General features: G+C 29.7%; 28 protein-coding genes. 27 read left to right on the top strand and 1 reads right to left on the bottom strand.

The window, feature by feature from the left end; genetic code table 11:
* Positions 1–20: 20 nt before the first annotated feature.
* Both FDN13_RS09740 and FDN13_RS09745 read left to right on the top strand, forming a co-directional pair.
* Positions 21–1,376 (top strand): 4Fe-4S dicluster domain-containing protein, encoded by a 1,356-nt coding sequence (locus tag FDN13_RS09740; protein ID WP_207670876.1) that lies wholly within the window; start codon positions 21–23, stop codon positions 1,374–1,376.
* On the top strand, positions 1,376–1,924 hold the full coding sequence (locus FDN13_RS09745) for a BMC domain-containing protein (RefSeq protein ID WP_138980020.1): 549 nt from the start codon (positions 1,376–1,378) through the stop codon (positions 1,922–1,924). Before FDN13_RS09740 ends, FDN13_RS09745 begins: the two co-directional genes overlap by 1 nt.
* Before the next feature lie 113 nt (positions 1,925–2,037).
* Here the strand turns inward: FDN13_RS09745 and FDN13_RS09750 are convergent, their stop codons facing one another.
* Positions 2,038–3,273 carry an HD-GYP domain-containing protein gene (locus FDN13_RS09750; protein WP_168190131.1) on the bottom strand — a complete coding sequence of 412 codons (1,236 nt, stop codon included), beginning with the start codon at positions 3,271–3,273 and terminating at the stop codon, positions 2,038–2,040.
* A gap of 105 nt (positions 3,274–3,378) precedes the next feature.
* Here FDN13_RS09750 and FDN13_RS09755 point away from each other — a divergent pair, with 105 nt between their 5' ends.
* The 25 genes from FDN13_RS09755 to FDN13_RS09865 all read left to right on the top strand — a co-directional run bounded on the left by FDN13_RS09755 (position 3,379) and on the right by FDN13_RS09865 (position 26,868).
* A complete protein-coding gene (locus FDN13_RS09755; RefSeq protein ID WP_138980022.1) occupies positions 3,379–5,187 on the top strand; it encodes a heme NO-binding domain-containing protein in 1,809 nt (602 codons plus the stop codon).
* Positions 5,188–5,270: 83 nt separating this feature from the next.
* Positions 5,271–5,708, top strand: a complete 438-nt coding sequence (gene tsaE / locus FDN13_RS09760) for a tRNA (adenosine(37)-N6)-threonylcarbamoyltransferase complex ATPase subunit type 1 TsaE (protein ID WP_138980023.1) — start codon at positions 5,271–5,273, stop codon at positions 5,706–5,708.
* Positions 5,705–6,412: a tRNA (adenosine(37)-N6)-threonylcarbamoyltransferase complex dimerization subunit type 1 TsaB gene (tsaB, locus tag FDN13_RS09765; protein WP_138980024.1), complete on the top strand. Its 708-nt coding sequence runs from the start codon at positions 5,705–5,707 to the stop codon at positions 6,410–6,412. Before tsaE ends, tsaB begins: the two co-directional genes overlap by 4 nt.
* On the top strand, positions 6,405–6,854 hold the full coding sequence (gene rimI, locus FDN13_RS09770; RefSeq protein WP_138980025.1) for a ribosomal protein S18-alanine N-acetyltransferase: 450 nt from the start codon (positions 6,405–6,407) through the stop codon (positions 6,852–6,854). The genes tsaB and rimI overlap by 8 nt, the downstream gene beginning before the upstream one ends.
* A gap of 71 nt (positions 6,855–6,925) precedes the next feature.
* Entirely contained in the window at positions 6,926–7,702 is a 777-nt protein-coding gene (locus FDN13_RS09775) for a serine hydrolase (RefSeq protein WP_168190132.1), read from the top strand.
* A gap of 2 nt (positions 7,703–7,704) precedes the next feature.
* Positions 7,705–8,784: a dipeptide epimerase gene (locus FDN13_RS09780; protein ID WP_138980027.1), complete on the top strand. Its 1,080-nt coding sequence runs from the start codon at positions 7,705–7,707 to the stop codon at positions 8,782–8,784.
* A gap of 93 nt (positions 8,785–8,877) precedes the next feature.
* Entirely contained in the window at positions 8,878–10,098 is a 1,221-nt protein-coding gene (locus tag FDN13_RS09785) for a 6-phosphofructokinase (protein ID WP_138980028.1), read from the top strand.
* A 367-nt stretch (positions 10,099–10,465) separates the two neighbouring features.
* The gene (locus tag FDN13_RS09790; RefSeq protein WP_138980029.1) at positions 10,466–13,225 is read left to right on the top strand and encodes a sigma 54-interacting transcriptional regulator; all 2,760 of its coding nucleotides are present in this window, start codon (positions 10,466–10,468) and stop codon (positions 13,223–13,225) included.
* Positions 13,226–13,263: 38 nt separating this feature from the next.
* Positions 13,264–13,665, top strand: coding sequence for a PTS sugar transporter subunit IIA (locus FDN13_RS09795; RefSeq protein ID WP_138980030.1), 402 nt, complete (start codon positions 13,264–13,266; stop codon positions 13,663–13,665).
* A gap of 16 nt (positions 13,666–13,681) precedes the next feature.
* The gene (locus FDN13_RS09800) at positions 13,682–14,164 is read left to right on the top strand and encodes a PTS system mannose/fructose/N-acetylgalactosamine-transporter subunit IIB (RefSeq protein ID WP_138980031.1); all 483 of its coding nucleotides are present in this window, start codon (positions 13,682–13,684) and stop codon (positions 14,162–14,164) included.
* A 3-nt stretch (positions 14,165–14,167) separates the two neighbouring features.
* Entirely contained in the window at positions 14,168–15,808 is a 1,641-nt protein-coding gene (locus tag FDN13_RS09805) for a mannose/fructose/sorbose PTS transporter subunit IID (protein WP_138980032.1), read from the top strand.
* A gap of 174 nt (positions 15,809–15,982) precedes the next feature.
* Positions 15,983–16,456 (top strand): PTS galactosamine transporter subunit IIB, encoded by a 474-nt coding sequence (gene agaB, locus FDN13_RS09810; RefSeq protein ID WP_138980033.1) that lies wholly within the window; start codon positions 15,983–15,985, stop codon positions 16,454–16,456.
* 14 nt (positions 16,457–16,470) lie between these two features.
* A complete protein-coding gene (gene agaC / locus FDN13_RS09815; RefSeq protein ID WP_138980034.1) occupies positions 16,471–17,265 on the top strand; it encodes a PTS galactosamine transporter subunit IIC in 795 nt (264 codons plus the stop codon).
* The gene (gene agaD, locus FDN13_RS09820; RefSeq protein WP_138980035.1) at positions 17,243–18,052 is read left to right on the top strand and encodes a PTS galactosamine transporter subunit IID; all 810 of its coding nucleotides are present in this window, start codon (positions 17,243–17,245) and stop codon (positions 18,050–18,052) included. The genes agaC and agaD overlap by 23 nt, the downstream gene beginning before the upstream one ends.
* A gap of 1 nt (position 18,053) precedes the next feature.
* A complete protein-coding gene (locus FDN13_RS09825) occupies positions 18,054–18,491 on the top strand; it encodes a PTS sugar transporter subunit IIA (protein WP_138980036.1) in 438 nt (145 codons plus the stop codon).
* Positions 18,492–18,574: 83 nt separating this feature from the next.
* Positions 18,575–19,216: an HAD family hydrolase gene (locus tag FDN13_RS09830; protein ID WP_168190133.1), complete on the top strand. Its 642-nt coding sequence runs from the start codon at positions 18,575–18,577 to the stop codon at positions 19,214–19,216.
* Positions 19,217–19,220: 4 nt separating this feature from the next.
* A complete protein-coding gene (fba, locus tag FDN13_RS09835) occupies positions 19,221–20,075 on the top strand; it encodes a class II fructose-1,6-bisphosphate aldolase (protein WP_138980038.1) in 855 nt (284 codons plus the stop codon).
* Positions 20,076–20,105: 30 nt separating this feature from the next.
* A complete protein-coding gene (locus FDN13_RS09840) occupies positions 20,106–21,272 on the top strand; it encodes an SIS domain-containing protein (protein ID WP_138980039.1) in 1,167 nt (388 codons plus the stop codon).
* A 635-nt stretch (positions 21,273–21,907) separates the two neighbouring features.
* Positions 21,908–22,069 (top strand): hypothetical protein, encoded by a 162-nt coding sequence (locus FDN13_RS14245; protein WP_168190134.1) that lies wholly within the window; start codon positions 21,908–21,910, stop codon positions 22,067–22,069.
* Between the two features lie 78 nt (positions 22,070–22,147).
* Positions 22,148–22,432 carry a hypothetical protein gene (locus FDN13_RS09845; protein ID WP_138980040.1) on the top strand — a complete coding sequence of 95 codons (285 nt, stop codon included), beginning with the start codon at positions 22,148–22,150 and terminating at the stop codon, positions 22,430–22,432.
* A gap of 15 nt (positions 22,433–22,447) precedes the next feature.
* Positions 22,448–22,705, top strand: a complete 258-nt coding sequence (locus tag FDN13_RS09850; protein WP_138980041.1) for a zinc-ribbon domain-containing protein — start codon at positions 22,448–22,450, stop codon at positions 22,703–22,705.
* Positions 22,706–22,769: 64 nt separating this feature from the next.
* Entirely contained in the window at positions 22,770–22,973 is a 204-nt protein-coding gene (locus FDN13_RS14595) for a TcaA second domain-containing protein (RefSeq protein WP_371414846.1), read from the top strand.
* A gap of 314 nt (positions 22,974–23,287) precedes the next feature.
* On the top strand, positions 23,288–23,884 hold the full coding sequence (locus FDN13_RS09855) for a TcaA NTF2-like domain-containing protein (protein ID WP_138980042.1): 597 nt from the start codon (positions 23,288–23,290) through the stop codon (positions 23,882–23,884).
* 150 nt (positions 23,885–24,034) lie between these two features.
* The gene (locus FDN13_RS09860; RefSeq protein ID WP_138980043.1) at positions 24,035–24,325 is read left to right on the top strand and encodes a hypothetical protein; all 291 of its coding nucleotides are present in this window, start codon (positions 24,035–24,037) and stop codon (positions 24,323–24,325) included.
* A 203-nt stretch (positions 24,326–24,528) separates the two neighbouring features.
* Positions 24,529–26,868 (top strand): AraC family transcriptional regulator, encoded by a 2,340-nt coding sequence (locus FDN13_RS09865; RefSeq protein WP_138980044.1) that lies wholly within the window; start codon positions 24,529–24,531, stop codon positions 26,866–26,868.
* Positions 26,869–26,977: the final 109 nt, after the last annotated feature.

Genomic DNA, 26,977 nt, shown 5'->3' on the forward strand with positions numbered 1-26,977 from the left:
TTGAAATTTGGGGTGGTTACATGAATATTAATGAATTGGGGATAGATGAGGTAAAAAGGATTATTTTTGAATGTGGAGTTGTTGGTGCTGGAGGAGCTGGGTTCCCCACTCATGCAAAGCTTAATAATGGTGTTGACACAATAATTTTAAATTGTGCTGAATGTGAGCCACTTTTTAGAGTTGATCAGCAGCTTCTTATTAAATATACAAAAGAAATACTTGAGGCTTTGTCACTTATAAAAATAGTTCTTCATTCAAAAAAAGCAGTTGTAGCAATAAAATCTAAGTATAAAAAGACAATTGAAGCTGTGGAAAAAGAAATTTATCGTTATGAAAATATTGAAATAAAACATCTTCCAGATATCTATCCTGTTGGGGATGAGGTTGTTCTTATTTATGAAACATTGGGAAGGATAGTGAAAGAGGGAACTATACCGTTATCAGTTGGTGTTGTAGTTTTAAATGTAGAAACAGTGCTAAATATTTATAATGCAGTTTTTTTAAATAAACCTGTTACAAATAAATATATAACAATAACAGGGGAAGTTAACAGACCAATAACTGTTAAGGCACCAATTGGTATAGAAATTGGTGAGCTTATAAAATATGCAGGTGGAGTTAAGATAAATAATTATAACATTTTAGAAGGAGGTCCTATGACTGGTAGGATCTCAACTGAGAAATCAACGGTTACTAAAACAACAAAATGCATTATAATTCTGCCTGAAGATCATCAAATTATTATAAATAGAAAAACTAATCCATCAATTAGCATAAAAAGGGCAATGTCAATTTGTTCTCAATGTAGGATGTGTACAGACCTTTGCCCACGAAATCTTCTTGGACACTCAATAAAACCTCATAAGATAATGAATGCGATATCAAATAATATAGTTTCAGATATTGATGCATTTTCTATAGCAATGTTTTGCTGTGAATGTGGACTTTGTGAAATGTATTCTTGCCATCAAAGTCTTTTGCCAAGGAGAATCATTAGTGAACTTAAGATTAAGTTAAAAGCAAATGGATTTAAAAATCTAAGTAATAATGTTCAAAGAAATGTAGAACCATTAAGAAATGAAAGGCGTGTTCCTACAAAGAGGCTTATTTCAAGAATAGGAGTTTTAGATTATGATGTTGATGCACCTCTTATAGAAAATGCTATTTTAACAGATAAAGTTGAGATATCTTTAAGGCAACATATTGGAGCTACGGCAGCACCTCTTGTTAAAGTTGGGGATGAAATTAATAAAGGACAATTAATAGGAGATATACAAGATGGGAAAATAGGCTCAAAGATACATTCAAGTATTGATGGAATTGTAACCCATGTAGATGAATACAGCATTACTATAAAAACAAGGGGTGGTATGTAATGGATAAGGCGATAGGACTTGTTGAATATAAAACAACTGCTTCAGGTATAAGTGCTGCAGATAGTATGGTTAAAACTGCTGAAGTAGAAATTATTAGTTCACAGACGGTTTGTCCAGGAAAGTATATTATACTACTTAAAGGAAAGCTTAGTGCTGTTAATTCTGCAATTGAAAAAGGAATAAAAGATTATGCTGAAAAAGTGATAGATAGTTTTATTCTTGGAAATCCGCATGACGATATTTTTTATGCAATAAATGGTACATCTAAAGTAGATGAATTTGAATCTATAGGGATAATAGAAACTTTCTCAGCAGCTTCTGCTATTATTGCAGCTGATGCTGCTGCTAAAGCAGCAAAGGTTAATCTTATAGAAATAAGACTAGCAAGAGGAATGTGTGGTAAGTCTTATCTTATTCTATCAGGGGAGCTTGCAGCAGTTGAAGCGGCAATAGATGCTGGAAGCAAAGTTATAGGAGAAACAGGTATGCTTCTTGATAAGTCAATAATAGCAAGGCCTGATAAAAAGATATGGGAAAGAATAGTATAGTATATTTAATATAATCAGCGCCAGAAGCCACCACTTTGTAAAGTTGAGGGTAGTTCACATCTTTGCCTATAGCTTTTATAACTTCTAAAAGCTATAGGCAATTTTATAAAAAGTTAAAAGCATTGTTTTATAACACTTAAAGCATCACCACATATTTCTTTCTTTAGAGCCATATCATCAAGTATTTTAAAGGCTTTATCCTTTGATATACCTTCTTTATATGGTCTTTTTGAAGTTAAGGCTTCAAATATATCACAAATAGCGAGTAATCTATCTTCAAAACATAAATCCTCACTTTTAAGCCTTCTTGGATAACCTTCTCCATTGAGCTTTTCGTGATGGTTTGCAGCCCAGGATGTTATTTCCTCTAATCCTTTTATCTTTGAGAGTATAAGATATGTATAATATGTATGGCTTTTAATAACAGTCATTTCGTTATCATTAAGTTTTTCATTTTTATTTAAAATTGAGTTTGGGATTGCAAGCTTCCCTAAATCATGTAAAAGTGCTGCTATTATAAATTTTATTTTCTTTTCAGAATCAAACTTAAGGTGGTCTGCAACCTTTTCGCATAGCTTTGAAAGGTTATATGAGTGTTTGAACGTAAAAGGGCTTTTATTATCTATTATTTCTGCGAAAATTTCAGCTATTGCTTTTAAAAATTCAAGATCTACAGGTATAAATTCCTTGGGTATAACATCATTAACTGTGTTAGAAGAGAAGGATAGATTGTCAACATCCCACCAAAACATGTCTTTGCTTTCAACTTCCATAAATATATCAACAATATCAGGAGATAGTATTGATTTTTTTGAATTTAGCAGAAATTTTTTTATGTAATCTCTTTGGAAATAATTTGGTTTTGTTTCATCATAAAGTATTTCAAAGGTATCTGAAAGACGTATAATCTGCGATATTAATGGTATTTCATCTTTATAGAGTCCAAAACTTCCACTCCCATCAAAGTTTTCATGATGATATTTTATGTATTCTGATATTGAAAAGTTAATAGGAAACTTTTTTAAAATATTTTCCCCATCTAAGCAGTGTTTTTTTATGAACACTTCATCACTATGGCACTCATCTATAGAACAAGTAACGCCTATATCATGAAGAGTTGAACTAATATATACATCACTTAGGAAGCTTTTATCCAAAGATATAAGTTTGGCAATGGACATAGAAACATAGCTTGTTCTTTTAGAATGATTAAAAAACCTGTGTTTATCAACTGGGTTTTGGTTGCCTTTTAAGTAAGCTGGCGATTTATCATTTATCATGCTGCAGTGGGAAAGATCTGTTGCAATAGCAAGGGAAGAAATTAGCTCATTTAAATTTATATTTAACATAAAACCTCCATAAATAAAAATAATTATTATCCGATAAATACTATATAAAAAATGCATAATTAAATTATATATGATTTTATAAAATAAATCTATGGAGGTGTTAGTTTGAAAGGGACTGTTGTATCTACGTGGCTTAACACTTGTAGGCAACTTTATGGAGATGAAATAGTTAATGTAGCATTAGAAAAAGAGGGTGAAAAAAGGGATGTAACTTTTTCACCATTAGAGGATGTCGATGATAAAAAGATACATTCTATAATTTCAAATATTGCAAAGGCAAAGGGAATAACCATATCACAAATTTGGAGAAATATTGGCTTTAATAATATTATGACCTTCTCAAAGGTTTATCCTGCTTTTTTTAAGCATGAAAATTTATATACATTTTTGAAATCCATGTATGATGTTCATGTTGTAATAGTAAAACGAATTCCAGGTGCAATGCCGCCTATACTTGATTTGAAACCTATTTCAGATAAAGAAGCTATCTTTACATATAATTCAAAAAGAGGGATGTTTGATTATTTTCTTGGGCTTATAGATGGAGCTTCTAAGTATTATAATGAAAAACTTGAAATAAAAGAAATTGAAAAAGGAAGTGATTTTTTAAAGCTCAAGCTTACCTTTGAAAAGGATATATATTTTATTAAAAAATATAATCTAAACACAGCAATATCCTTTGGGGTTATTAAAAATATAAATATAAAAATATCTGTACTTACCACAATAATTTTATCTATTATAAATTTTGCAGCTTTATTTCTTATTAAATCCTTTAATCCTACGAATTTAGTAATATCAATAGTATCTTCTTTTGTTTCGTCTTTTATAGCTTCAAGCCTTTTAAATAGGCCATTAAAGTACTTAGATAAAGAGCTTAATTCTATAAATAATCATGAATATATGAATAGGGGAGAAATAAAAACTAAAGATATATATGAAGATTTATATAAATTAATTTGTGAATATAAAGATAAGGTTAGAAAGGATTTTGTAGGATTTAAAGGCCTTACAGACGAAATGAATGCTTTTAGCGTTACTTTAAGTAATATTGCTGATAAGATGAATTATACTTCAAATGAAATTTCGGCAGTTGTAGAACAGGTAGCAACGGCAGCAATGACGCAAGCACAGGAAACTGAAAGCTCTGTTGGATTATTAAATGATAATGTTGAAGCTATAAAAACTGCTGTTGAGCTTGAGATAGAAAATAAAGATAAACTTGAAGAAGCTGTCTTAGGAATTGATAATAGCTTTAAAAATGTAAATAGCACAGCCCAAAAATTAAACCAAGTATTAAATAAGTTTGAAGATGTAAAAGATAGTAGCTTAAAACTTCAAAATAAGGCAAAGGATATAACAGATATAGTTCTTTTAGTTTCATCTATTGCTGAACAGACAAACCTTCTTGCACTTAATGCTTCAATAGAGGCTTCAAGGGCAGGAGAAGCAGGGAGAGGATTTGCAGTTGTAGCTGAGGAAGTTAGAAAGCTTGCAGAACAATCAAATAATGCTGTAAATGATATTAACAATAGCCTTATGGAATTTATTAAAGATATTGAAAGCCTTGTATTAGACCTTGGGGAAGAGTTTAATTTATTAAAAGATGAGAATAAAAACCTTAACGATGCAGTTTTAAACAGCAATACTGCAAAGGATAAAATAAAAGATGTAGCAAAGGTTATGATAGATACTTCAAATAAGCTTCAGAGTGCTACAAATGCAATATCAGAGGTTTATGGCAAGATAGAATCTCTGGCTGCAATAGCAGAAGAGAATTCCGCATCCTCACAGGAGGTTAGCGCTAATGTTTCAAATTACACAGAAGAGATTAAAAAGCTTACGATGAGCATAACGGAGTTTAAAAAGCTTACAGAACAGTTTAAAGAAGATTTTGATATTTATAGAATATAAAGGGCTTAAATGCTCTTTTATTTTTTTAGCTTTAGGGCTAAAATAGAAGTTGTAAATACAATAGAATTGAGGTTGATAGAGTAATGATAATAAAGACAAAAAGCCCTGAGGAAACCTTTGAGGTTGGGGTTAAGATAGGAAGGCTTTTAAAAAAAGGGGATATAATATCATTAAATGGTGATTTAGGAGCTGGTAAAACCCATCTTACAAAGGGTATAGCAAAGGGTATTGAAGTTGATGAATATATTACAAGTCCAACCTTTACACTTGTAAATGAGTATACAGGAAGGATTCCTTTATACCACTTTGATGTTTACAGGATTAATGATATAGAAGAATTATATGAAATAGGATTTGATGAATATATATATGGGGATGGAGTGTCAGTTATAGAATGGGGAGATATAATAAAAGAAATACTTCCTGATAATATTATAAATATAAATATAAAAAAGATAGATGATAATACTCGAGAGATACATATAGATGCAAAAGAGCTTGATTTAGGAGGATTAAAATGAGGGTGCTTGCAATAGAATCATCCTGCAGTGCAGCAGGAGTTGCTGTTATAAACGAAGAAAAGGTTGAGTCAGAAATTTTTTTAGATTATAAGCTTCAGCATTCAACAATACTTTTTCCAATGATAGAGAACCTTCTAAAACTTCTTGAGATAACAATAAATGATATAGATGCTGTTGCTGTATCAGGAGGACCTGGTTCCTTTACGGGGCTTAGAATAGGCCTTGCAGCTGCAAAGGGTATTGCACAGGGAAGGAATAAGAAATTCATAGCAGTATCAAGCCTTGATGCTATGGCCTTTGCACAGGTAGGATTTGATGGAATAATATGCCCTATAATGAATGCTTTAAGAGATAATGTTTATACATGCCTTTATAGGTGGAATGAGGGAAGATTTGAAAGGATTTGTGAGTATGAAGCACTACATATAAAAGATTTGATTGAAAGATTAAAAGGAAATAAAGTTATGTTCTGTGGGGATGCTATGCTCCTACATAAAAATACAATAATAGAAGAATTACAGGAGAATGCTTACTTTGCTCCAAAAACATCATTGATGCCAAAGGCATCAGCCTTAGGAGAGCTTGCACTTTTGAGGCTAAAGGAAGGGAATTTAGATAACATATATACTTACAGCCCTATATATATAAGACAATCGCAGGCAGAGAGGGAGTATGAAAGGAGGATGAGGAAAAATCTTGAATGATGTCATTATAAGGAATATGGAGCTTAAAGATATTGATGATATTCTTTTGATTGAAAAACTTAGTTTTAAAACTCCATGGTCAAAGGAGGCCTTTATAAATGAGCTTACGATTAATAAATGTGCAAATTATAGAGTTGTAGTTAAGGATAACAGGGTTATAGCTTATGGAGGAATGTGGATAATGCTTGATGAGGCGCACATTACTAACATAGCAGTTCACCCTGAGTTTAGAAGATGTGGAATTGGTAAGAGACTAATAAATGATATGATAAATTGTTGCAAAGAAAAAAATGTACATGCAATAACCCTTGAAGTTAGGGAGAGCAATTTACCTGCAATAAATTTATATAAAAGCTTTAATTTTATAGAAGTTGCCATAAGAAAAAAATATTATACTGATAACGATGAAGATGCTATTATAATGTGGAAATATGATGTATAAATATAATAATTTAAATTTTAATTATGGCAGGAGATAAAAGTTTTCTGCCTTTTATAATGAGGGGTGGTTTTATGATTGATATTATAAAAAGCCAAATGAATGAATATGATATTAAATATTCATTAAGCGTTAAAAGGCTTGATACAGGGCAGGAATTTAATATTAATGAAAATGAAGTAGTTCCCTCTGCAAGTACTATTAAGGTTTTTATAATGGCTGAAGCTATAAGGCAGATGAAGGAAGGAATTGTTAAGAATGAAAGGATAAAAGTTAGTACAAAGGATTATGTGCCCTATAGCATAATTTCTTTATTAAATCCGGAAAACACTTATACTATGATGGATTTAATAACTCTTATGATAATACAAAGTGACAATACAGCAACTAACGTTTTAATAGATATTCTTGGAATGGATAAAATAAATGCCTTTATTAAATCTATAGAATGTAATTCAACGATTCTTGAAAGAAAGATGATGGATTTAGATGTTAGAAAGAGAGGTTTAGAAAATAAAACTACATCGAAGGATCTTACGCATTTTATGGAGCTTTTATATAAAGGTAGAATAGTTGATGAAAAAAGCTCAAAAACAATGATTGATATTATGAAACATCAGCTTGATTCTTCTATGATGAGGTATTTTATTCCTGAAGAAATTGAAGTTGCAAATAAAACAGGAGAGCTTGATGGAATTGATAACGATACAGGTATAGTTTATTTAAATAAAGGCGATTACATATTTACAATGATGACTAGAGATGCAAAATCAAATAATGAAGCAAGGTTTGCCATAGCACAGGTTTCTAAAATAGTATATGAATACTTTTGCAAATATATGGAGGGATAAAAATGATAATAAAAGACATAAAAGTAAGAGAAGTTAGTATTCCACTAAAAAAACCCTTTACAACTGCTTTAAGGACTTTGAATATTCTTACAACAATAATAATAGAGATAATAACAGATACAGGAGATATAGGATATGGGGAAGCATCACCTACAGCAGTTATAACTGGGGATACATTAGGCTCAATAAGAGAGGCAGTTGAAAACAATATATTTCCAGCAATTAAAGGCATGGATATTGATGATATAGAAAATATAATGATTAAAATAAATAAGTGTATGATAAAAAACACAAGCCCCAAGGCAGCAGTTGATATGGCCGTGTATGATCTTTTTTGTAAAAAATATAATATGCCTCTTTATAGGTATTTTGGAGGTTCTAAAAATGAAATTGAAACTGATATCACAGTTAGCGTAAAAGATGCAGATAGTATGGCCGAGGATGCAGTAGAATATGTAAAGGAAGGATACAGAATTCTTAAAATTAAAGTAGGGTTAGATAGTGAGCTTGATATAAAAAGAATTAAAGCAATAAGAGATGCAGTTGGATTTGATGTTAAAATAAGGCTTGATGCAAACCAGGGATGGAAGCCTAAGGAAGCAATTAGAACAATTAGGAAGATGGAGGATATGGGGCTTGACATTGAGCTTGTAGAACAGCCAGTTGTATATTATGATATTGAAGGCCTTAAGTTTGTAACGGATAATGTAGACATACCTATAATGGCAGATGAGTCACTTTTTACGCCTTTTGATGCAATAAAGCTTTTGAGTATGCATGCTTGTGATATATTAAATATAAAACTTATGAAAAGTGCCGGATTATATAACGCTCAAAAGATTGTAAGCATCGCTGAGGCAATGGGGGTTGAATGCATGATAGGAAGTATGATGGAAAGTAAAGTTGGAATTACTGCCGCATCCTGTATTGCAGGAGGAAAGAATGCCATAACAAGGGTAGATCTTGATGCATCAACACTTTTAGCTAAAGATATTGTAGTTGGAGGAGTTAAAATTGAAAACAGTAAAATTATAATGCCTAAAGGTTTTGGGCTTGGAATTGAAAGTATTGAGTATATGTAAACATATATTTCTATTTAAAAAAAAATATAGTAAAATATATTTAAATAAATATATTTAATATTCTAAAAAATCAGTTAATGGGGAGGGATTTTTGTGAAACTGGAAGGGAAAGTTTTAGTAGCTCAAGGAGGAGGACCTACTGCTGTTATAAATCAGTCCCTTGTTGGGGCAGTCCTTGAGTCGAGAAAATTTCCACAGGTTACAAAGGTTTATGGGGCAATTCATGGGGTAGCTGGTATTGTTAATGAAGATTTTATTGATTTAACTCAAGAGACAACTCATAATCTTGAACAGGTTGCATTAACTCCATCTTCTGCATTGTTTTCAACAAGAGATAAGCCAGATGAGAAATATTGCAGAGAAATATTTGATGTTTTAAAGGCACACGATATAAGATATTTTTTCTATATTGGTGGAAATGATTCAGTTGATACGGTTAGAATCGTTAAAGAGAATGCAAGAAAGTCAGATTATGAGTTCAGGGCTATACACATACCAAAAACAATTGATAATGATTTGGTAATTAATGACCATACTCCTGGCTATGGTTCAGCTGCTAAGTTTGTAGCCCATGCATTTACTGGTATTAACCTTGATGTTAGAGCCCTCCCGGGAGTTTATATTGGAGTTGTTATGGGAAGAAATGCAGGTTTTCTAACAGCCGCATCATCTATTGCTCAAAAGTATCCTGATGATGGTCCACATCTTATATACCTTCCAGAAAGACCTTTTATAATGGAGAAATATCTTGAGGATGTAAAAAAAGTGTACGAAAAATTTGGAAGATGCGTAATTGCAGTTTCTGAAGGAATTGCAGATGAAGAAGGCAATCCTATAGTAACTAAACTTTTGAAGGATGTTGAAAAGGATGAGTTTGGGAATGTGCAGCTTTCAGGTACAGGAGCCTTAGGAGATTTACTAGCAAGTTATATTAAGAAGCACCTTGGAATAAAAAGAGTTAGAACAGATACTTTTGGATATTTACAAAGATCATTCTTTGGCTGCGTATCAGATGTAGATCAGCATGAGGCAAGAGAGGTTGGAGAGAAGGCAGCACAATTTGCGATATGGCATAATCTTGACGGTTCTATAACAATACACAGAACAGGAGAATATTCTGTTGATTATCAGTTAACAAAACTTGAAGATGTTGCAGGTAAAACGAAACAAATGCCTGATGAATTTATAAATAGTGAAGATAATAACGTAACAGAGGCCTTTAGGCATTACGTTCTTCCTCTTTTAGGTTCTGGCATACCTTCAGCTCATAGATTAAGAGCACCTAAAGTTCCAAAGATTTTAAGGAAGGAATAAAAGTTAAGGTTATCTGGCTATGGAAAGATTTTTGAGATTTTTACAAATATTTGGTGTGAATATTAAATTTTAAATATATCTTGTTAATAAATAGGGCAAAAGTTTTTAACATAATCAGCGACAGAAGTTGCCCTAACCACGAAGCCACCATTTCGTAAAGTTGGAGGTAGTTCACTGACGTCAATCATTTAATTATGGTTGGCGTTGTTTTTATTTTTAGTCTGATTTATAAAAAATGGATTATGGTGTAATTTTGTAATGAGCAATTTTGAATATCTAAAAGTTTTTAATTTGATATGATATACTTTTATATAGAATTTATTGCTTATAAGATGTTTTAAAATTGTATTATAAGGGGAGGATATCCTTGAAAAATAAAGAAAAAGTATATAATGCCTTAAAAGAACTATCAAAAGATATAAATATTAAACAAAAAAAGGGTCTAACTGCAGAAGAGATTGGTGAAAAGTTAAATATTAAAAGAAATGCAGTAAGTCATCTCTTAAATGAACTCTATAAAGAAGGTAAAATAATTAAAATAAATACAAGACCTGTTTATTTTATAGATAAAGAATTTTATGAAAAACAATTAATAGAATCAGAAGGAATCAAAAACAACAATGAATCTTCAATTAGATATTCAAATGAAGATCCTTTTATAAAACTCATAGGCTACAGCGGAAGCCTTAAGACTCAGGTGAAACTTTGTAAATCGGCTGCCTCATATCCTCCAAACGGATTGCCAGCCTTATTAATTGGTAATACAGGTGTTGGAAAGAGCTTTATGGCTCAGCTTATTTATGAATATGCAAAATCTATTAATGCAATTGATAATAATGCTCCTTATGTGATTTTCAACTGTGCTGAATACGCAAATAACCCAGAGCTTTTAGCGGCAAATATTTTTGGATATGTAAAAGGAGCATTTACTGGTGCGGATAGGGACAAGATGGGGCTGCTCGAGGAAGCAGACGGAGGATATTTATTCTTAGATGAAGTTCACAGGTTGCCTCCGGAAGGACAGGAGAAGCTTTTTTTGTTTTTAGATAAAGGAGTATTTAGAAGATTTGGAGAAACGAGCAAATGGAGAACATCAAGGGTAAGATTTATATTTGCTACAACTGAAGATCCAGAAAAAAGCCTTATAAAAACATTCTTAAGAAGAATCCCATTAGTTATAAATATTCCATCGCTAAATGAAAGACCATTATATGAAAGACTGCAGATGGTTTATGCTTTCTACAAAGAAGAATCAAAAAATTTAGGAATGGATATTTTAATAAGCAATCAAGTTTTGAATGTACTCTTAAAGACAAAGGTATCCGGAAATATCGGAAAGATGATAAATGTTATTAAATACAGCTGTGCTCAGGCGTATTGTCAGCTATTAGATAGTAAGTCTAAATTATTAAGGATCCATTTAAGCGATTTGCCTCAGGAAATAAAGTATGATGTAGGTGAACTTTTAAAGAGCAGCAGTTTTAATTTCAATGGAATGCTTATTTCACAAAATAAAGTAAATGAGCAATTTGAATTGGTAGTAGAAGACGACAAAATAATAAATGAAATAACTGAAGAACTTATAAACTTATTTGAAAGTTATTCTAATGGAGATATAAATATTGACGTTTTAAAAAAGAATTCATTTATATTATTAAATAAGTTTTCAGATATAGTAGTATTTAAAAATAATGATAAGTTTACAGATTCTATAGTTTATAATGGAATAAAAAATGTAATAGAGAACGTTTTAAATATTATAGAGAATAACTATGGAATAAAATACTATGGCAATACAGCGATTATTTTTACACATTTTACAAATAAACTGCTTGAAGGAATTAATATAAATTATAAGTATAGCTGCTCTGATATTGAAAATACCATAGAAATTTTAAAAAATCTGTTTTTTAAAGAGTTTATTATTGCAAGTAAAATTATAGAGCTTATTGAGAAAAATCTTGACACTAAATTAGATAGAATAGCTTTAATGTATTTTACGTTATATATCAAAAGCATGAACAAGAGTGATAATTTTAAAACAATAAATTCAATTATTATTGCACATGGCTATTCAACTGCAAGCAGTATAGCAAGCGTTGCAAATAGACTGCTTGGACAATTCATTTTTGAAGCTTTTGATATGCCTATTGATATGTCATCACAAGAAATTATACTAAAAATAGAAAGTTATCTAAAAAATATAGATACATCAAATGGAATTATTATCTTAGTTGATATGGGTTCCCTTGAAGCTATATATAAAACTTTACCTGATTTAGTTGATGGAGATGTAGCCATTATAAATAATATAACAACACAACTGGCTTTAGATGTAGGAAATAGAATTATCAATGGACAACCATTAGAACAAATAGTTGTAGAGTCTGTTAAAAAAAATAACAGCAGTTTTAAATTTATAAAGTCAAATAAAAAGAAAAAGAACTGCATTATAACTACATGTATTACAGGTATAGGAACGGCAGTAAACATTAAAAATCTTTTGCAGCAATGTTTAGCAAATGATAATATTGAAATTATGGCTTATGATTATGATAAACTTAGAGGAAATGGACTGCGAGATGAAGTTTTTAAAAATTATAATGTTAAGCTTATTATTGGAACAGCCGACCCTGGAATAGAGAAAATTCCTTATATATCTTTAGAAGAGTTGATTGCAGGGCGAGGAGATTCAGTTTTAAATAAAGTTTTAAAGGATTTAACAGATAATAAAACTATAGAGCAGGTCAATCAGGAAATAATAAAACTTTTTTCACTGCAAAATGTTATTGGATATTTAACTATAATCAATCCAGATAAGATAATTGAACAGGTTGAGAAGGCAATTTCTAATTTGGAATATTGTCTTAACTTTAAATTTTCAAATGACTTAAAGATAGGGCTTTATATACACATCAGCTGTCTTATAGAGAGATTGATAATGAAGGATCCCATAATGTCTTATAATAATTTAAAAGAATTTGAGGAATGTCATGGAAAGTTTATAAGTTATGCAAAATCTTCATTAAGCGCGATTGAAGATATTTATAAAGTACAAATACCTACATCAGAAATAGGATTTATATATGACATTATATATTCAAAAGTTAAAGACTTAGAAGTTTGATAAATTTTATAATCAATTGGGAGGTAGAAAAATAAAAAATGGTAGGAATAATTATAGTATCTCACGGCAATTATGCTGAGGCATTATATGAATCCATAAAAATGTTATATGGCGAGCAGGAGAAAATAGAAACGATAAATTTTAAAACAGGAGAAAGCATAGAAGATTTAAAAGAGAAAATAAATTTAGCAAAAGAAAGACTTAAAACAGAATACACTTTAATTCTTGTGGATATATTAGGCGGAAGCCCGTATAATGTAAGCTCATTAGAGATAGATGAAAAATTGAATGTTATTACTGGATTTAATATGCCGATGCTTCTTGATATTATTTCAAGACGAAATGAACCTTTGAGTATAATATCTAAAGCTGCAAAACGTGCAGGTAAAAATGGAATTGTTGATGTTAAAGAAAAATTATCAGAGAAAATAAATAAATAGTTTTGAGGAGGTAAATATGCTAAAAGTAGTAAGACTTGATGAAAGATTAGTACATGGACAAATAGTAAACAACTGGTGCTCAAGCGAAGGTATAACAGAAATAATGGTAGTAGATAAAAATGTGGTAAGAGATGAAATACGAAAAACGTTTATAGAAATGGCAGTGCCTGAAGGAATAAATATATTATTTTGTGATGTTGATGAAGCTGTTGAAATATATGAAGAAGAAAGCGAATATGAAGATTTAATGATTCTTTTCAGCAATCCCTTTGAAATATTAGAGTTTTTAGAGAAAGGAGGTCATTTTGAAAAAGTAAATATAGGAGGACTGCCATATAAAGATGGTAAGAGGCGCATCAGCACAGCTGTTTATGTAAGTGAAAGCGAAATAGAGGCTTTTAAAAAAATAGCTGAAAAAAATATTGTTTTAGATGTTAGAATGCTCCCGACAGATAAAAGTGTAAATGTTTTAACTCTATTGCAGTTAAAGGAGGAATGATGATTGACAATAACAAAGTTTATATTGTTGTTTATTGTAACATCAATATCTGGAATAGGAGCTGCAACAGAAGAATATCAAACACACAGACCGCTGATTGCCAGCACATTAGTTGGACTTGCCTTAGGTGATATTAAATCTGGTGTAATGGCTGGAGCTTCAATGGAGTTAGTTGCATTAGGGTGGATGACAATAGGGGCATCAGTTCCTCCAGATCCTGCTCTTGCCGGGACTATTGCAGCTATATTAACTATTATTGGTAAGCAGAATATTGGCATATCGATAAGCATTGCTATTCCAGTAGCAGTTGCTGGGCAGATACTTCAAATAGTACAAAAGAGTACAATAGATGTAATAATAATGCATTGGGCAGATAAATTTGCAGAAAAAGGTAATACAGCTGGAATAACTGCAATGCATTTTTTAACAGGAATTCCAAGTGCTTTAAGGGTAGCGGTTCCTTCTTTGATGGTTGCATATTTTGCAAATGTATCCTATGTTCAGATAATGCTTAATAAAATACCAAAGCCTATTACTTCAGGATTGCAGGTTGCTTCGGGTTTTTTAGTAGTTGTTGGATATGCGATGATTATGCAGCTTTTAAATATAAAAGAGTTATTACCTTTTTTCTTTATTGGTTTTTTGGCAACAACGTTTTCAAATATAACTCTTGTTGGTTTGGCGGTTTTAGGAGGAAGTTTAGCGGCAATATATTATTTCTACTTTATTAAAGATGATAATAGAAATACGGGAAGAAGCAGAAGAGTAAAGACAGCTGATTTAAATAGCGATGCTGTTAATGTTGAGAATGAACTGAATGAAAAAAACGAATCAATTAAACTGAATCGTAAAGATCTTATGAAAGTATTTTGGAGAATGCAATTTTATCAGCTTTCGTGGAATTATGAGAGAATGCAGAATTTGTGTTATTGCTACAGCCTGATACCTGTTTTAAAAAAATTATATAAAACAAAAGAAGACTTATCAAAAGCCCTTAAAAGGCATATGGAATATTTTAATACACACCAATTTACAGTACCTGTAGTATTAGGAGTAAATGCAGCTATGGAAGAAGCAAGGGCAAATAATGAAAAGATTGATAATGAAATGATAACCGGTATTAAAGTAGCTCTTATGGGTCCTTTAGCAGGCTTAGGAGATCCTATATTTTGGGGAATATTAAGACCGATGACTGCAGCAATCGGGGCTGGCATAGCCCTTGGTGGAAATATAGCAGGACCAATAATATTTTTTATAATTATTAATATTATTAGATTAATAATGAGGTATTATGGTTTGATTATATCCTATAATCAAGGAGTTAATATGATAACTTCAATAAAGGACATAATGCCTAAAATAATGAAAACAGTTACGGTACTCGCATATACAGTAATGGGAGGCCTTGTTGCAAAATGGACAGTAATTAATGTACCAGTTAGATTATACTCTTATAGATCTAATGGAAAATTAATAACTGTAACTGTTCAGCAGCAGCTTGATGCAATAATGCCTAACATGCTTCCATTATGTTTTACGTTTTTTATATACTATCTGTTAAGAAAAAAAGTTCCTCCAGTTTTATGCATAATAGGTTTAATGATATTAGGCATTATAGGATATTCTTTTGGAATTTTAAAATAATAAAATAGTGTCATTGACAGTATTGTAATTACATATAGATTTATATATAGTGTCAAAAAAAGAAATACACTTTATATAAAAAAAGTCCTTAAAAACATGCTAAGCAGTGTTACACTGCTTGGCATGTTTTTTGCTTTATTAATAGGTGAATTTAATGACAAGGAGGTATTAAAAATGGCTCAGCCAAATATTTTATTAGCACGTATTGATAACAGGCTGGTTCATGGACAAGTTGGTGTTATATGGACCACGTCAATAGGCGCAAATCTAATCGTAGTAGTTGATGATGATGTTTCAAAGGATCCATTGCAGCAGCAGCTTATGTCTGTTACAGCTGAATCATCTGGTGTAGGAATTAGATTTTTTACTGTAGAGCATACAATCAATGTAATTCACAAAGCTTCACCATCTCAAAAGATATTTATTGTATGTAAGACACCGGAAATAATTAGAAAATTAATTGATGGTGGGGTGCCAATTAAAGAAGTAAATGTAGGTAACATGCACTTTTCTCATGGAAAACGACAGATTAGCAAGAAGGTTTATGTAGATGATAAAGATTTAGATGATTTGTACTACATAAGTAAAAAAGGAGTTAATGTTTACATACAAGACACTCCTGATGATAAAAAAGAATTTATTAAATAAGGAGGAAAGATGTCATGCATAGTGTTACTTTAACCCAAGGTTTGCTATTAGCCCTTTTAGCAATTATAGTTGGTATTGACTTTTGGCTTGAGGCACTATTTTTATTCAGACCTATAATAGTAGGTACTTTATCAGGACTTATTCTTGGAGATTTACAAACGGGATTAATTGCTGGAGGATTAACAGAATTAGCTTTTGCAGGATTGACTCCAGCTGGTGGAACACAGCCTCCAAACCCAATATTAGCAGGACTTATGACAACGGTTATAGCATTTACAACAGGAACAGATCCAAAAACAGCAATAGGTTTAGCATTACCTTTCAGCTTTTTAATGCAGTATATCATTTTATTCTATTATTCAAGCTTTTCTTTCTTTATGGCAAAGGCTGACAAATATGCAGAAGAAGCTGATACTAAGTCTTTAATAAAATTAAACATTTTAACAACATCTATTGTAGCAATAACCTATGGTATAGTTGTATTTTTATGTGTTTATGTTGCACAGGATTTAATGAAAGCTTTAGTTGCTGCAATGCCAGCATGGCTTGCACATGGATTTGAAATAGCAGGAGGAATTTTACCTGCAGTTGGTTTTGGAATGCTTCTAAAGGTTATGATGAAAGCTCAGTATGTACCATATTTAATGATAGGATTCTTTATTGCATCGTTTATTCCATTTTCAAACTTACTTCCAGTTGCTGTTATTGGAGCAGCGTTAGCTATTTATGAGTATTTCAATTCTAAAGATAAAATTGTAAAAGGCGAAGCAGCAATGGTGAAAGGAGATGATTACAGTGAAGGAATATAATAAAGTTTTAACTAAAAAAGATATTACAAGGTTAGGTCTTTTGTCATCATTTTTACAGGCAAGCTTTAATTATGAGAGAATGCAGGCAGGCGGTTTTACTGCGGCACAGCTGCCATTTTTAAAGAAAATATATAAGGATGATAAAAAAGGATTATCAGAAGCTATGACTGATAATTTGGAATTTATTAATACCCATCCTAATTTTGTTGGATTTTTAATGGGACTGCTTTTATCATTAGAGGAAAGCCATGAAGACAGAGGAATAATAAAAGGTTTAAAAGTAGCTTTATTTGGACCTTTAGCAGGTATAGGAGATGCAATATTCTGGTTTACTATTTTACCAATAGTTGCAGGAATAAGCTCATCCTTTGCTATGCAGGGGAATGTTTTAGGACCAATTTTATTCTTTACTGTGTACTTAACTATATTTTTACTACGTATTGTATGGACTCACCTTGGTTACAATTTAGGAACGAAAGCTATAGATATAATTAAAACTAATTCCCAGATGATATCAAAAGCTGCTTCAATATTAGGCATAACAGTTATTGGAGGACTGATTGCATCATATGTACACATTAACGTTTTAAGCACTATAGCAATAAATGCTGACCATGCAGTATCACTACAGAAAGATTTCTTTGATAAGATTTTCCCTAATCTTTTACCTCTTGGATATACGCTTCTTATGTTCTATTTATTGAAAAAGAAAAAAGTCAGCCCTGTAGTTTTAATATTTATGACATTTATTTTAGCAATATTATTATCATTTATTGGTGTTCTATAATATGAGGAAAATAATCATATTAACTGGACATGGTAACTTTGCAACAGGGCTAAAAAGTTCAGTAAACTTAATATCTGGGGTAAATAATGATTTGTTTGCTGTTGATTTTACTGTGGAAGATTCTGATATAACGTTAAAAGACAAAATAAAAAAAATATTAGATGAAAATACTGATTCACAAGTATTATTTGTATGTGATATTGCTGGAGGAACACCCTTTAAAGTTGCAGCGGAGATTTCTAATTATAACGATAATTTTGAAGTCACAGCAGGATGCAACATTAGTTCTTTATTAGAAGTTCTCTTCCAAAAAGATATGCTTACTATTTCTGAATTGGCTGAACATATAGTAAATACAAGCAAAAATTCTGTTATGAAGTTTAAGAAAGTTTCTAATGGACAAACCATAATTGTTAAGGAAACAGAGGAGGGAATTTAACTTAAAAATCAATAAAAGCAGAGTTGATTTTTATTTATAGTTGGCTCTGCTTTTATTGATTATATTTAATAGGTGGTGATTTGGTGCATAAAAAAGAATGTGTACTCTTTGATGTTGACGGGACGTTAATAGATACAGAAGAGGCAACTATTGAAGCATTAAGGTTAACTATGAAAAATCTTTACAATATAGAATATAGTAAAGAAGAATTATATTTTGCTATGGGTATACCAGGCAAATGTGCTTTAGAGAAGCTTAATATTAAAAATATTGATTATACTCTTAAAGTTTGGGGAGAGCTTATTCAAAAATTTTCATATAAAACGAAGTTATACCCTCAAATTGAAGAACTTCTTGATATCTTGAAAAGTAAAGGTATAAAACTTGGGATTGTAACTTCAAGATATGATTTTGAGGTAGAAATGGATATGGTATTAAGAAAAATTATTCATTATTTTGATGTTGTTGTTACTTATGATGAAAGTCTTAAACCTAAACCATATCCTGATCAGATATTGAAAGCAATAAAAGAGTTTAATATAAATTCAAATGATGCGGTTTATATTGGAGATACGATTTACGACTATGGATGTGCTAAAAATGGAGATGTAGATTTTATATTAGCTAATTGGGGAGAGATAGATAGAAAAAGCAACTTTGAATACGGCAATTTTAATATATGTAATAAACCTTTTGAAATATTAAATTATGTTATTGGAGGTTAAATAAATGGCATTAGTAAATACAGATAAAATGCTGCACCAAGCGAAAATTAATGGATATGCAGTTGGTGCGTTTAATATTCATAATTTAGAAACTCTAAAAGCTGTTGTAAAGTCAGCCTCTGAAATGAACTCGCCGGTTATTTTACAGACAACTCCAGGTACAATAAAGCATGCTGGAGAAGATTATATTGCTTCGATTGCAAGGACTGCATCTGAAAAATATAATATTCCTATTGCTCTTCATTTAGACCATGGGAATTCTTTTGAGATTGCTGTAAGGTGTATTAGAGCCGGATATACTTCGGTTATGATTGATGCTTCGATGATGGACTATGAAAAAAATGTTGATACTACAAGAAAAGTGGTTGAAATCGCACATGCTGTTGGAGTTAGTGTAGAGGCAGAACTTGGAAGTATAGTAGGGGTTGAGGATGATTTATTCTTAAATGATGATAAAAAATCATATACTGATCCTGATACTGCAGCAGATTTTGTAAAAAGAACAGGAATTGATTCCTTGGCAATAGCAATTGGTACAGCCCATGGACTATATAAAGGAGAAGTAAGACTCGATTTTGAAAGGTTAAAAGAAATAAGGAGATTAATAGATATTCCATTAGTACTACATGGAGCATCCGGCGTTCCTGATGATTTAGTTAGGAAGGCTATAAGCTTAGGTATAAATAAAATAAATATTGCAACTGAATTAAAGATTCCCTTTGCAAATTCAATAAAAGAAGTATTTAAAGAAAATCCTGACGAAAGCGATCCAAGAAAATATCTTTCAACTGGTGAAAAGAGTATTGAAGAAGTAGTAAAAGAAAAAATTAAGCTCTTTGGGTGCTATGATAGAGCATAAAAAATATTAATATAAACAGGAGGAATAAATATGTTACTTGGGTATAATGTGGAAGAATTAAAAAATAAAAAGGCATATTCGACAGCAAAAGAAATAGAACAGCAGCCACGTGTGTGGAGAGAACTTTATAATATTCTTTTAAATCAAAAATTAGAGATAAGCAATTTTTTAAATCCAATTCTTAAAAGAGAGGGAATAAGGATTATAATAACCGGTGCTGGTACTTCTGCATTTGTTGGTAATTGCAGTGAAGGATATTTAAGAAGAAATTTAAAGTTAGATATAGAAGCAATTGATACAACTGATATTGTTGCTTCACCTGAGAATTTCTTTTATAAAGATAAGCCAACTCTTTTAATATCTCACGGAAGATCTGGTGACAGCCCAGAAAGTTTAGCAACGATTGAACTTGCTGAAAAAATAATAGATGAGATTTATTTCTTAAACATTACATGTAATAAAAATGGCAGTATGGCAAAAGGAACAATGGGAAAGAAAAACTGTTTAAATATTTTTATGCCTGAAGAATCAAATGATGATGGATTCGCAATGACAAGCAGTTTTACATGTATGCTTTTGACTGATTTAATGCTTCCATTTATTAATGAGATTGAAAACAAGAAAGAATTGTTTGATATTCTATCAAGTGAAGCAGAAAGAATAATAAACGAAGATGCGGAAATTATAGAAAAAATATCAAGAAATAAGTATGATAGACTTATATATCTTGGAAGTGGCGGACTAAAAGGATGTGCTATGGAATCAGCTTTAAAATCTTTAGAGCTTACACATGGAGTTGTAAATACAAATTCAAATACACCTTTAGGTTTCAGGCACGGACCAAAATCAGTTATCAACGATTCAACACTATTAGGTTTGTTTATTTCAAACAATTCATACACACAAAGATATGATTTGGATTTACTGAATGAGATTGCAAATGAGCCTGGAGATAGAAAAATAATGCTATTTTTACCTGAAGAAATGAATGTTAACGGTGCAGATTATATTTTCGGCTTAAAACAAGACTTTAGCAAAATAGATGAAGCCTTTTTAGTCCCTCTATATATTATTTATGCACAGATGTTAGGGTTATTTAAATCATTAAACCTTGGAATAACTCCTGATAATCCTAATCCAGAAGGATATGTAAATAGGGTAGTTAAAGGAGTTATAATATATGATTATTGCAAATAAATCTCAAAAATTTAAAAAATAAATTAAATTATTAAAAAATATGAGCCATGTAGCATTTAATATAAGTTCATGGCTCTTTTTAATTATCTTTGGTATGAATGATAACTTGTTGATAAATTAGAATTTTAGATTTATAGAATTAGTCACATATTATAATAAATAGTACATAAAATCATTCGATTGATATAGCCATTGAATGAATAAACCATGAATGTTGATTTGGAAGATTATAACTATATCATAATGATAGAAAACTTATTATTAATAGGTGGGGGTGTATTTATGTTAAAATGTAAAAACTGTTGATTTAATTTGGAAGAAGGTGATATATTTTGCCCAAATTGTGGTTTTAAACAACAGGAGGATGATTTTAAAGATTTTTCATCAAATGAGGTGGCTTTAAAGGTCAACAACCAACTGGATTTTCAAGAGATTATTAATGTAATAATCAAATGTTTTTAAAGCCAATTGATGGAGCAAAAAAGTTTATTGAGCAAGAAAATAAACAAGCATCTATATTACTGGCGAAAGTTATTTGTTTAATTCAGGGTTTACTTGGTATATGAAAAACAAATCAAATAATTAATAACGTTAACAAAACAGTTATTGATTTTGCAAAATCTATTAATAGTTTTATGTCCCTTTTTAATGAAGGTTATTTGAGTGATATAAATGATTTAATGGATTTTACCCAGGTAATTGAAAGAATAAAATCTTTAATACAATTACCTTATGGTAGAATATTCTTACAAAATACATTTATAATGTTTGCAATTATATTGGTTGTATTTATGTGAATATTAATATTTTCAAATATTTTATCAAAAGAAAAAAACGATGTATTAGTAATATTTAAAATTTCTGTTTTAAGTATATTGACTTTTGTTTATTTTGAGATAATTTCTATAATTGCATCATATTTATCATTTTATTTAGGTATTATAATGTTCCTATTTGGAATATTTACTGCAATAATCAGTTTAAGCAAGCTTATTAATATTCATCTAATCAACAATGAAAATCATTCTATTTTTATTGTGGCTTTTATTGCAATAATTGCTTTGATTGTATTAACTACTATAACAGCTAAATACATGAAATCAAATTTTATATGGCTTATAAATCATATTAAAAGTATTTCAAATATGATTGGTTTTTAATGGGGAGGTTATAACATGAAGTTTTGTCCCAAGTGTGGTTCTAACATAAATGAGAATCAAAAATTCTGTGCAAAATGTGGATATAATTTAAATAGGGATTTAAAAAATGAGCAATGCAATATACAAAATAGTGATGTAGTTAAGCATAAAATTTTTAATGATGATTTAAAAGGGAAGAAAATTAATTATAAAATAATGCCAAAGAATATGAGATATGGAATAATTGCTTCAGTAGTTATTGTTATACTTGCTTCAATATTTTTTGTATTATGAAAAATTCAATCAAATCCAACTAAAATAGTTGAAAGTTTTGAGCAAGCAATAAAAACTGGAGATAATAAAAAATTTAGTAAAGTATTTATATGTTAGTGACAAAAATTTAAAACTAGATGATAAGAGCGTTGAACCACTAACAAAATATTTAAAAGATAATTCTTTTTACACAAAGGATCTTATTGAAAACTTAACAAAACAAGCATATCTTTTATGTACAAATAGTGCTTTGTATAATATTGCACAGAATAATTCTTTTGGATATTAACTATAAGAAAGGTAGGGAGTAAATTTCTTTTCTTTACGAACTATAAAATAGCTGTAAATCCTGTATACATAAATATTAATACAAAGGTAAAGGATGTAGAGTTTTAAATAGATGGCAATGAAATTGGCAAAAGTGATACTGATAATTTTGAAAAACAATTTGGTCCTTTTTTACCTGGAATACATAAAATTACTGCAACCTATAAGGGTAAATATGCAAATCTTAATGAAAGTTATGATGTAAATACAATAGATTCAAATGAAACAGATGAAAAGGGTAGAATAACAGCATATCTGCTTAATAATGTTAAATATTTGAATTTTGATAGTGATTTTCTGGATGCAGAAATATATGTAAATAATCAAGCAACTGGTGTTAAGGTTCAAGATGTAAAGATGTTTGGACTATTTAATGTAAGTACAAAGGTTTATGCTAAAACCAATAAAAATGGTAAAGACTTAGTTAGTGATGAATATGCAGTGGATGATTCTGAAAATACAGAAGTATATTTGGACTTTGAAAATGCTATTTATCAGATAGAAAGAATGGAAGAAACTATAAGAGAATTAGTAGAAGGCTATGCAGAGGTACTATGTACTGCTGTTAATTACAATGACTTTTCATATTTAGAATCATATTTATATCCTGGCAGCTCAATATATGAAATGCAAAAAACTTATGTGCATAATACTTATAGTAAAGGTATTAGGGAATACATCATGTCCCTTGATATTTTATCATATAATATGAGCCTGGATAATAAAACAGGTACTGTAACTACTGAGGAAAGATATAAGATATATAATGCAGACAATGAAGAAAGTATAAAAATATTTAAATATACTTATACTTTTAGGTTTAATGAACTTAATCAAAGATATCAAATAGAAAGTATAAATCAAGCTAATTAATGAAAGCTTCGTATTAAAAGGCATGTAGGCAATTTATTTAAATGCCCTCCTTTGCTTGTTTTAATAAAATTAAAAATCTTTAAAATTAAAAAAATAAAATTTTCTATCTTTTATGGTTAACAGGAATAACAATATTATGATAACCGATGTGTGCAGAATTATTCATATTCCTTTAATTGTACCGCTTTAACCTTATGGCATAATCTTGACGGTTCTATAACAATACACAGAACAGGAGAATATTCTGTTGATTATCAGTTAACAAAACTTGAGGATGTTGCAGGTAAAACGAAACAAATGCCTGATGAATTTATAAATAGTGAAGATAATAACGTAACAGAGGCCTTTAGGCATTACGTTCTTCCTCTTTTAGGTTCTGGCATACCTTCAGCTCATAGATTAAGAACACCTAAAGTTCCAAAGATTTTAAGGAAGGAATAAAAGTTAAGGTTATCTGGCTATGGAAAGATTTTTATTGCCAGATAACCTTTTATAATTGTAAATAATTTTTTATTGTTTTTTATTGTTTTAATGAAATATAATTATATATAATATAAAATACAAAATAGTTCAATTATTATAAATATTTGTTGTGTTTAATAACAAATATAAAGATTGGTTGAGTATTATAAGGAGGCCCTGATATGAAATCTTTATATTTAAAATTAAAAAAAATAGTAAAATTTAAGAGCATTTTTCAAAGGTTAATTTTTTCATTTTTATCGGTAATATCAATAATAATGATGATATATACAACTGTTTTATATTATGAATATAAAATATATATATTGGAACAATCTGAAGATACTTCAAAGAAAATTCTAAATCAAGCTGAATATTATATAGGATATACTTTAAATTGGGCAAAATCTTATGTGTATCAGCTATATTTGGATGAAGATATATATAATCTTATGTTTAATAATAAGATATTATCATTAACAGGGGAAAATAAAATAAAACAAGCTGCATTAAGGCTTCCTTTTGTGCAATCTATATATGTTTACAATTACAATACTAATACAATATATACTTCTATCAGTAATTCATCAAAGTATGATGAGTTCTATGATAAAGAGATAATTGATATCATAAAAAATAGTAATGAAACGATGAGTACGAGATTTATTCCCAGGAAAATTAATATAAATATAGGTAAGCAGAAATATTATAAAGATGTTTTGTCGGTTCTTTTAACAAATATAAAGTCTACAGATAAGAAAGTACCTTATGGAGCAATAGTATTAAACGTTGATGCTAATTCTGTACAAGCATATTTTAAAGATATGTCTCAAAAAGGTTATAATCTTTTTGCAATAGATAAAAATGGAGTTGTTATTTTTGATTCAAATCCAGAATTATTTTTAAAGAATATTTCATCCAAGGACTATATACAAAAAATATTAAATTCAAAAAAAGAAAGTGGAAGCTTTCTTTGTAAAATTGATGGTATACCTTATATAGTAACTTATAAAACAAGTCACAATTTAGAATTGAAGATGATAAATATAGTACCTTATGAAGCGTTAATGGGTATTATTTATAAGATGATGCATTTTATGATAAATATTTTTATTATTCTATTTCTTTTAGGACTAATTCTTTCTTTCTTCTATTCTGAAAAGATATATTTACCTATTGCAAAGATATTAAAAACTTTAAAAAATTATTATGCAGAGGATGATGAATTCGATTTAAAAGAACAAGACACAACAGATATAGAATATATGTCAAAAGCAGTTGATGAAATTATTAGAAGATATGAAACATCGGGAAAACTATCAGAAGCAGATGCAAATTTTATTAAAAGACAATTAATAATAAATTTATTATTAAATATAAAGACAGGAACAGAAGATATAAAAAATAAACTGATAGAACTTGGTTCAAATCTTAATTTTGATAATACTTATGTTATACTTTTTAAAATTGATAAATATAAAGAATTAATAAAACAAAATGATTTACAATATCCAATATCCGATTTAGAAGGAAAACTTCGTTTAGTTGTTGATGATATATTTTCAAGATGCTTTAAAAATGAAATTGTAATTATAAATGATAATGAGCTATGTGTCATTGTTGATTTTGAAGAAGATAATCATAATGCATCTATGGATAAAATTATAAAAGCTATTAAAAGCGTACAAGAAATATTGTATAAGAATAACATTTCAGTATCGGCTTCAATTGGTAAGGTTTCTCATGGTATAGAAGATATATCTATGTCTTATAGTACAGCACAGCATTATATTAATTACAGGTTTAAATATGGTTTAAAGTCTATTCTATATAATGAAAAAATAACTGCTGATATTACTGCTGAGTATAAATATAATGAAGACATGGAACAGGCAATATTTAAATGTATTAGATCGGGAAATATTGATGAAACAGAAAAAGAGCTGGATAAGATATTTAGCCATTTTATGTCATTTTCCTATAGTGATATGATAATTGCTATAACTCAACTTGTAATTAATATTATCAGAGTTATTAATAATATGTTAAGAATGAATAAAGAAAGCGTATATATAAATATTGGTGACTTTATGAATAATATGAGCAGTTATGAAACTATTGATGACATAAAAAGTTATATAATGGGATTAACGGAATATATATCTCAAAAAATGAAAGATAAAAAGAGCAATAAAAAGAATGATGTTGTGGAAAAAGTAAAAAATTATATATATTTAAATTATGAAAATCCGTTATTATCTCTTGAAGTTATTGCGGAAAAAATGAAATTATCATCAAGTTATTTAAGGGTACTCTTTAAAGAAATTGAAGGCAAGTCTTTATCTACATTTATTAATGAAGTGAGATTTGAAAATGCTAGAAAACTTCTTGAAACAACAAACCTTTCTGTTATTGAAATAGCAGAAAAAGTAGGTTTTACAAACTCTAATTACTTTTATACAGCATTTAAGAAGTTTTATGGTATTTCGCCTAATCAATATAGAAATAGTATAGGAGATTAAAATATAATAATCCGGCTAATGCTTGAATATTAGCCGGATTAAAATTTAGACAAGAAAAGATTAATAATTAAAATTACAAAAAAACTTCAAAAATTAACTAAATAATCAA

Source organism: Caloramator sp. E03 (assembly GCF_006016075.1).
Taxonomy (GTDB): domain Bacteria; phylum Bacillota; class Clostridia; order Clostridiales; family Caloramatoraceae; genus Caloramator_B.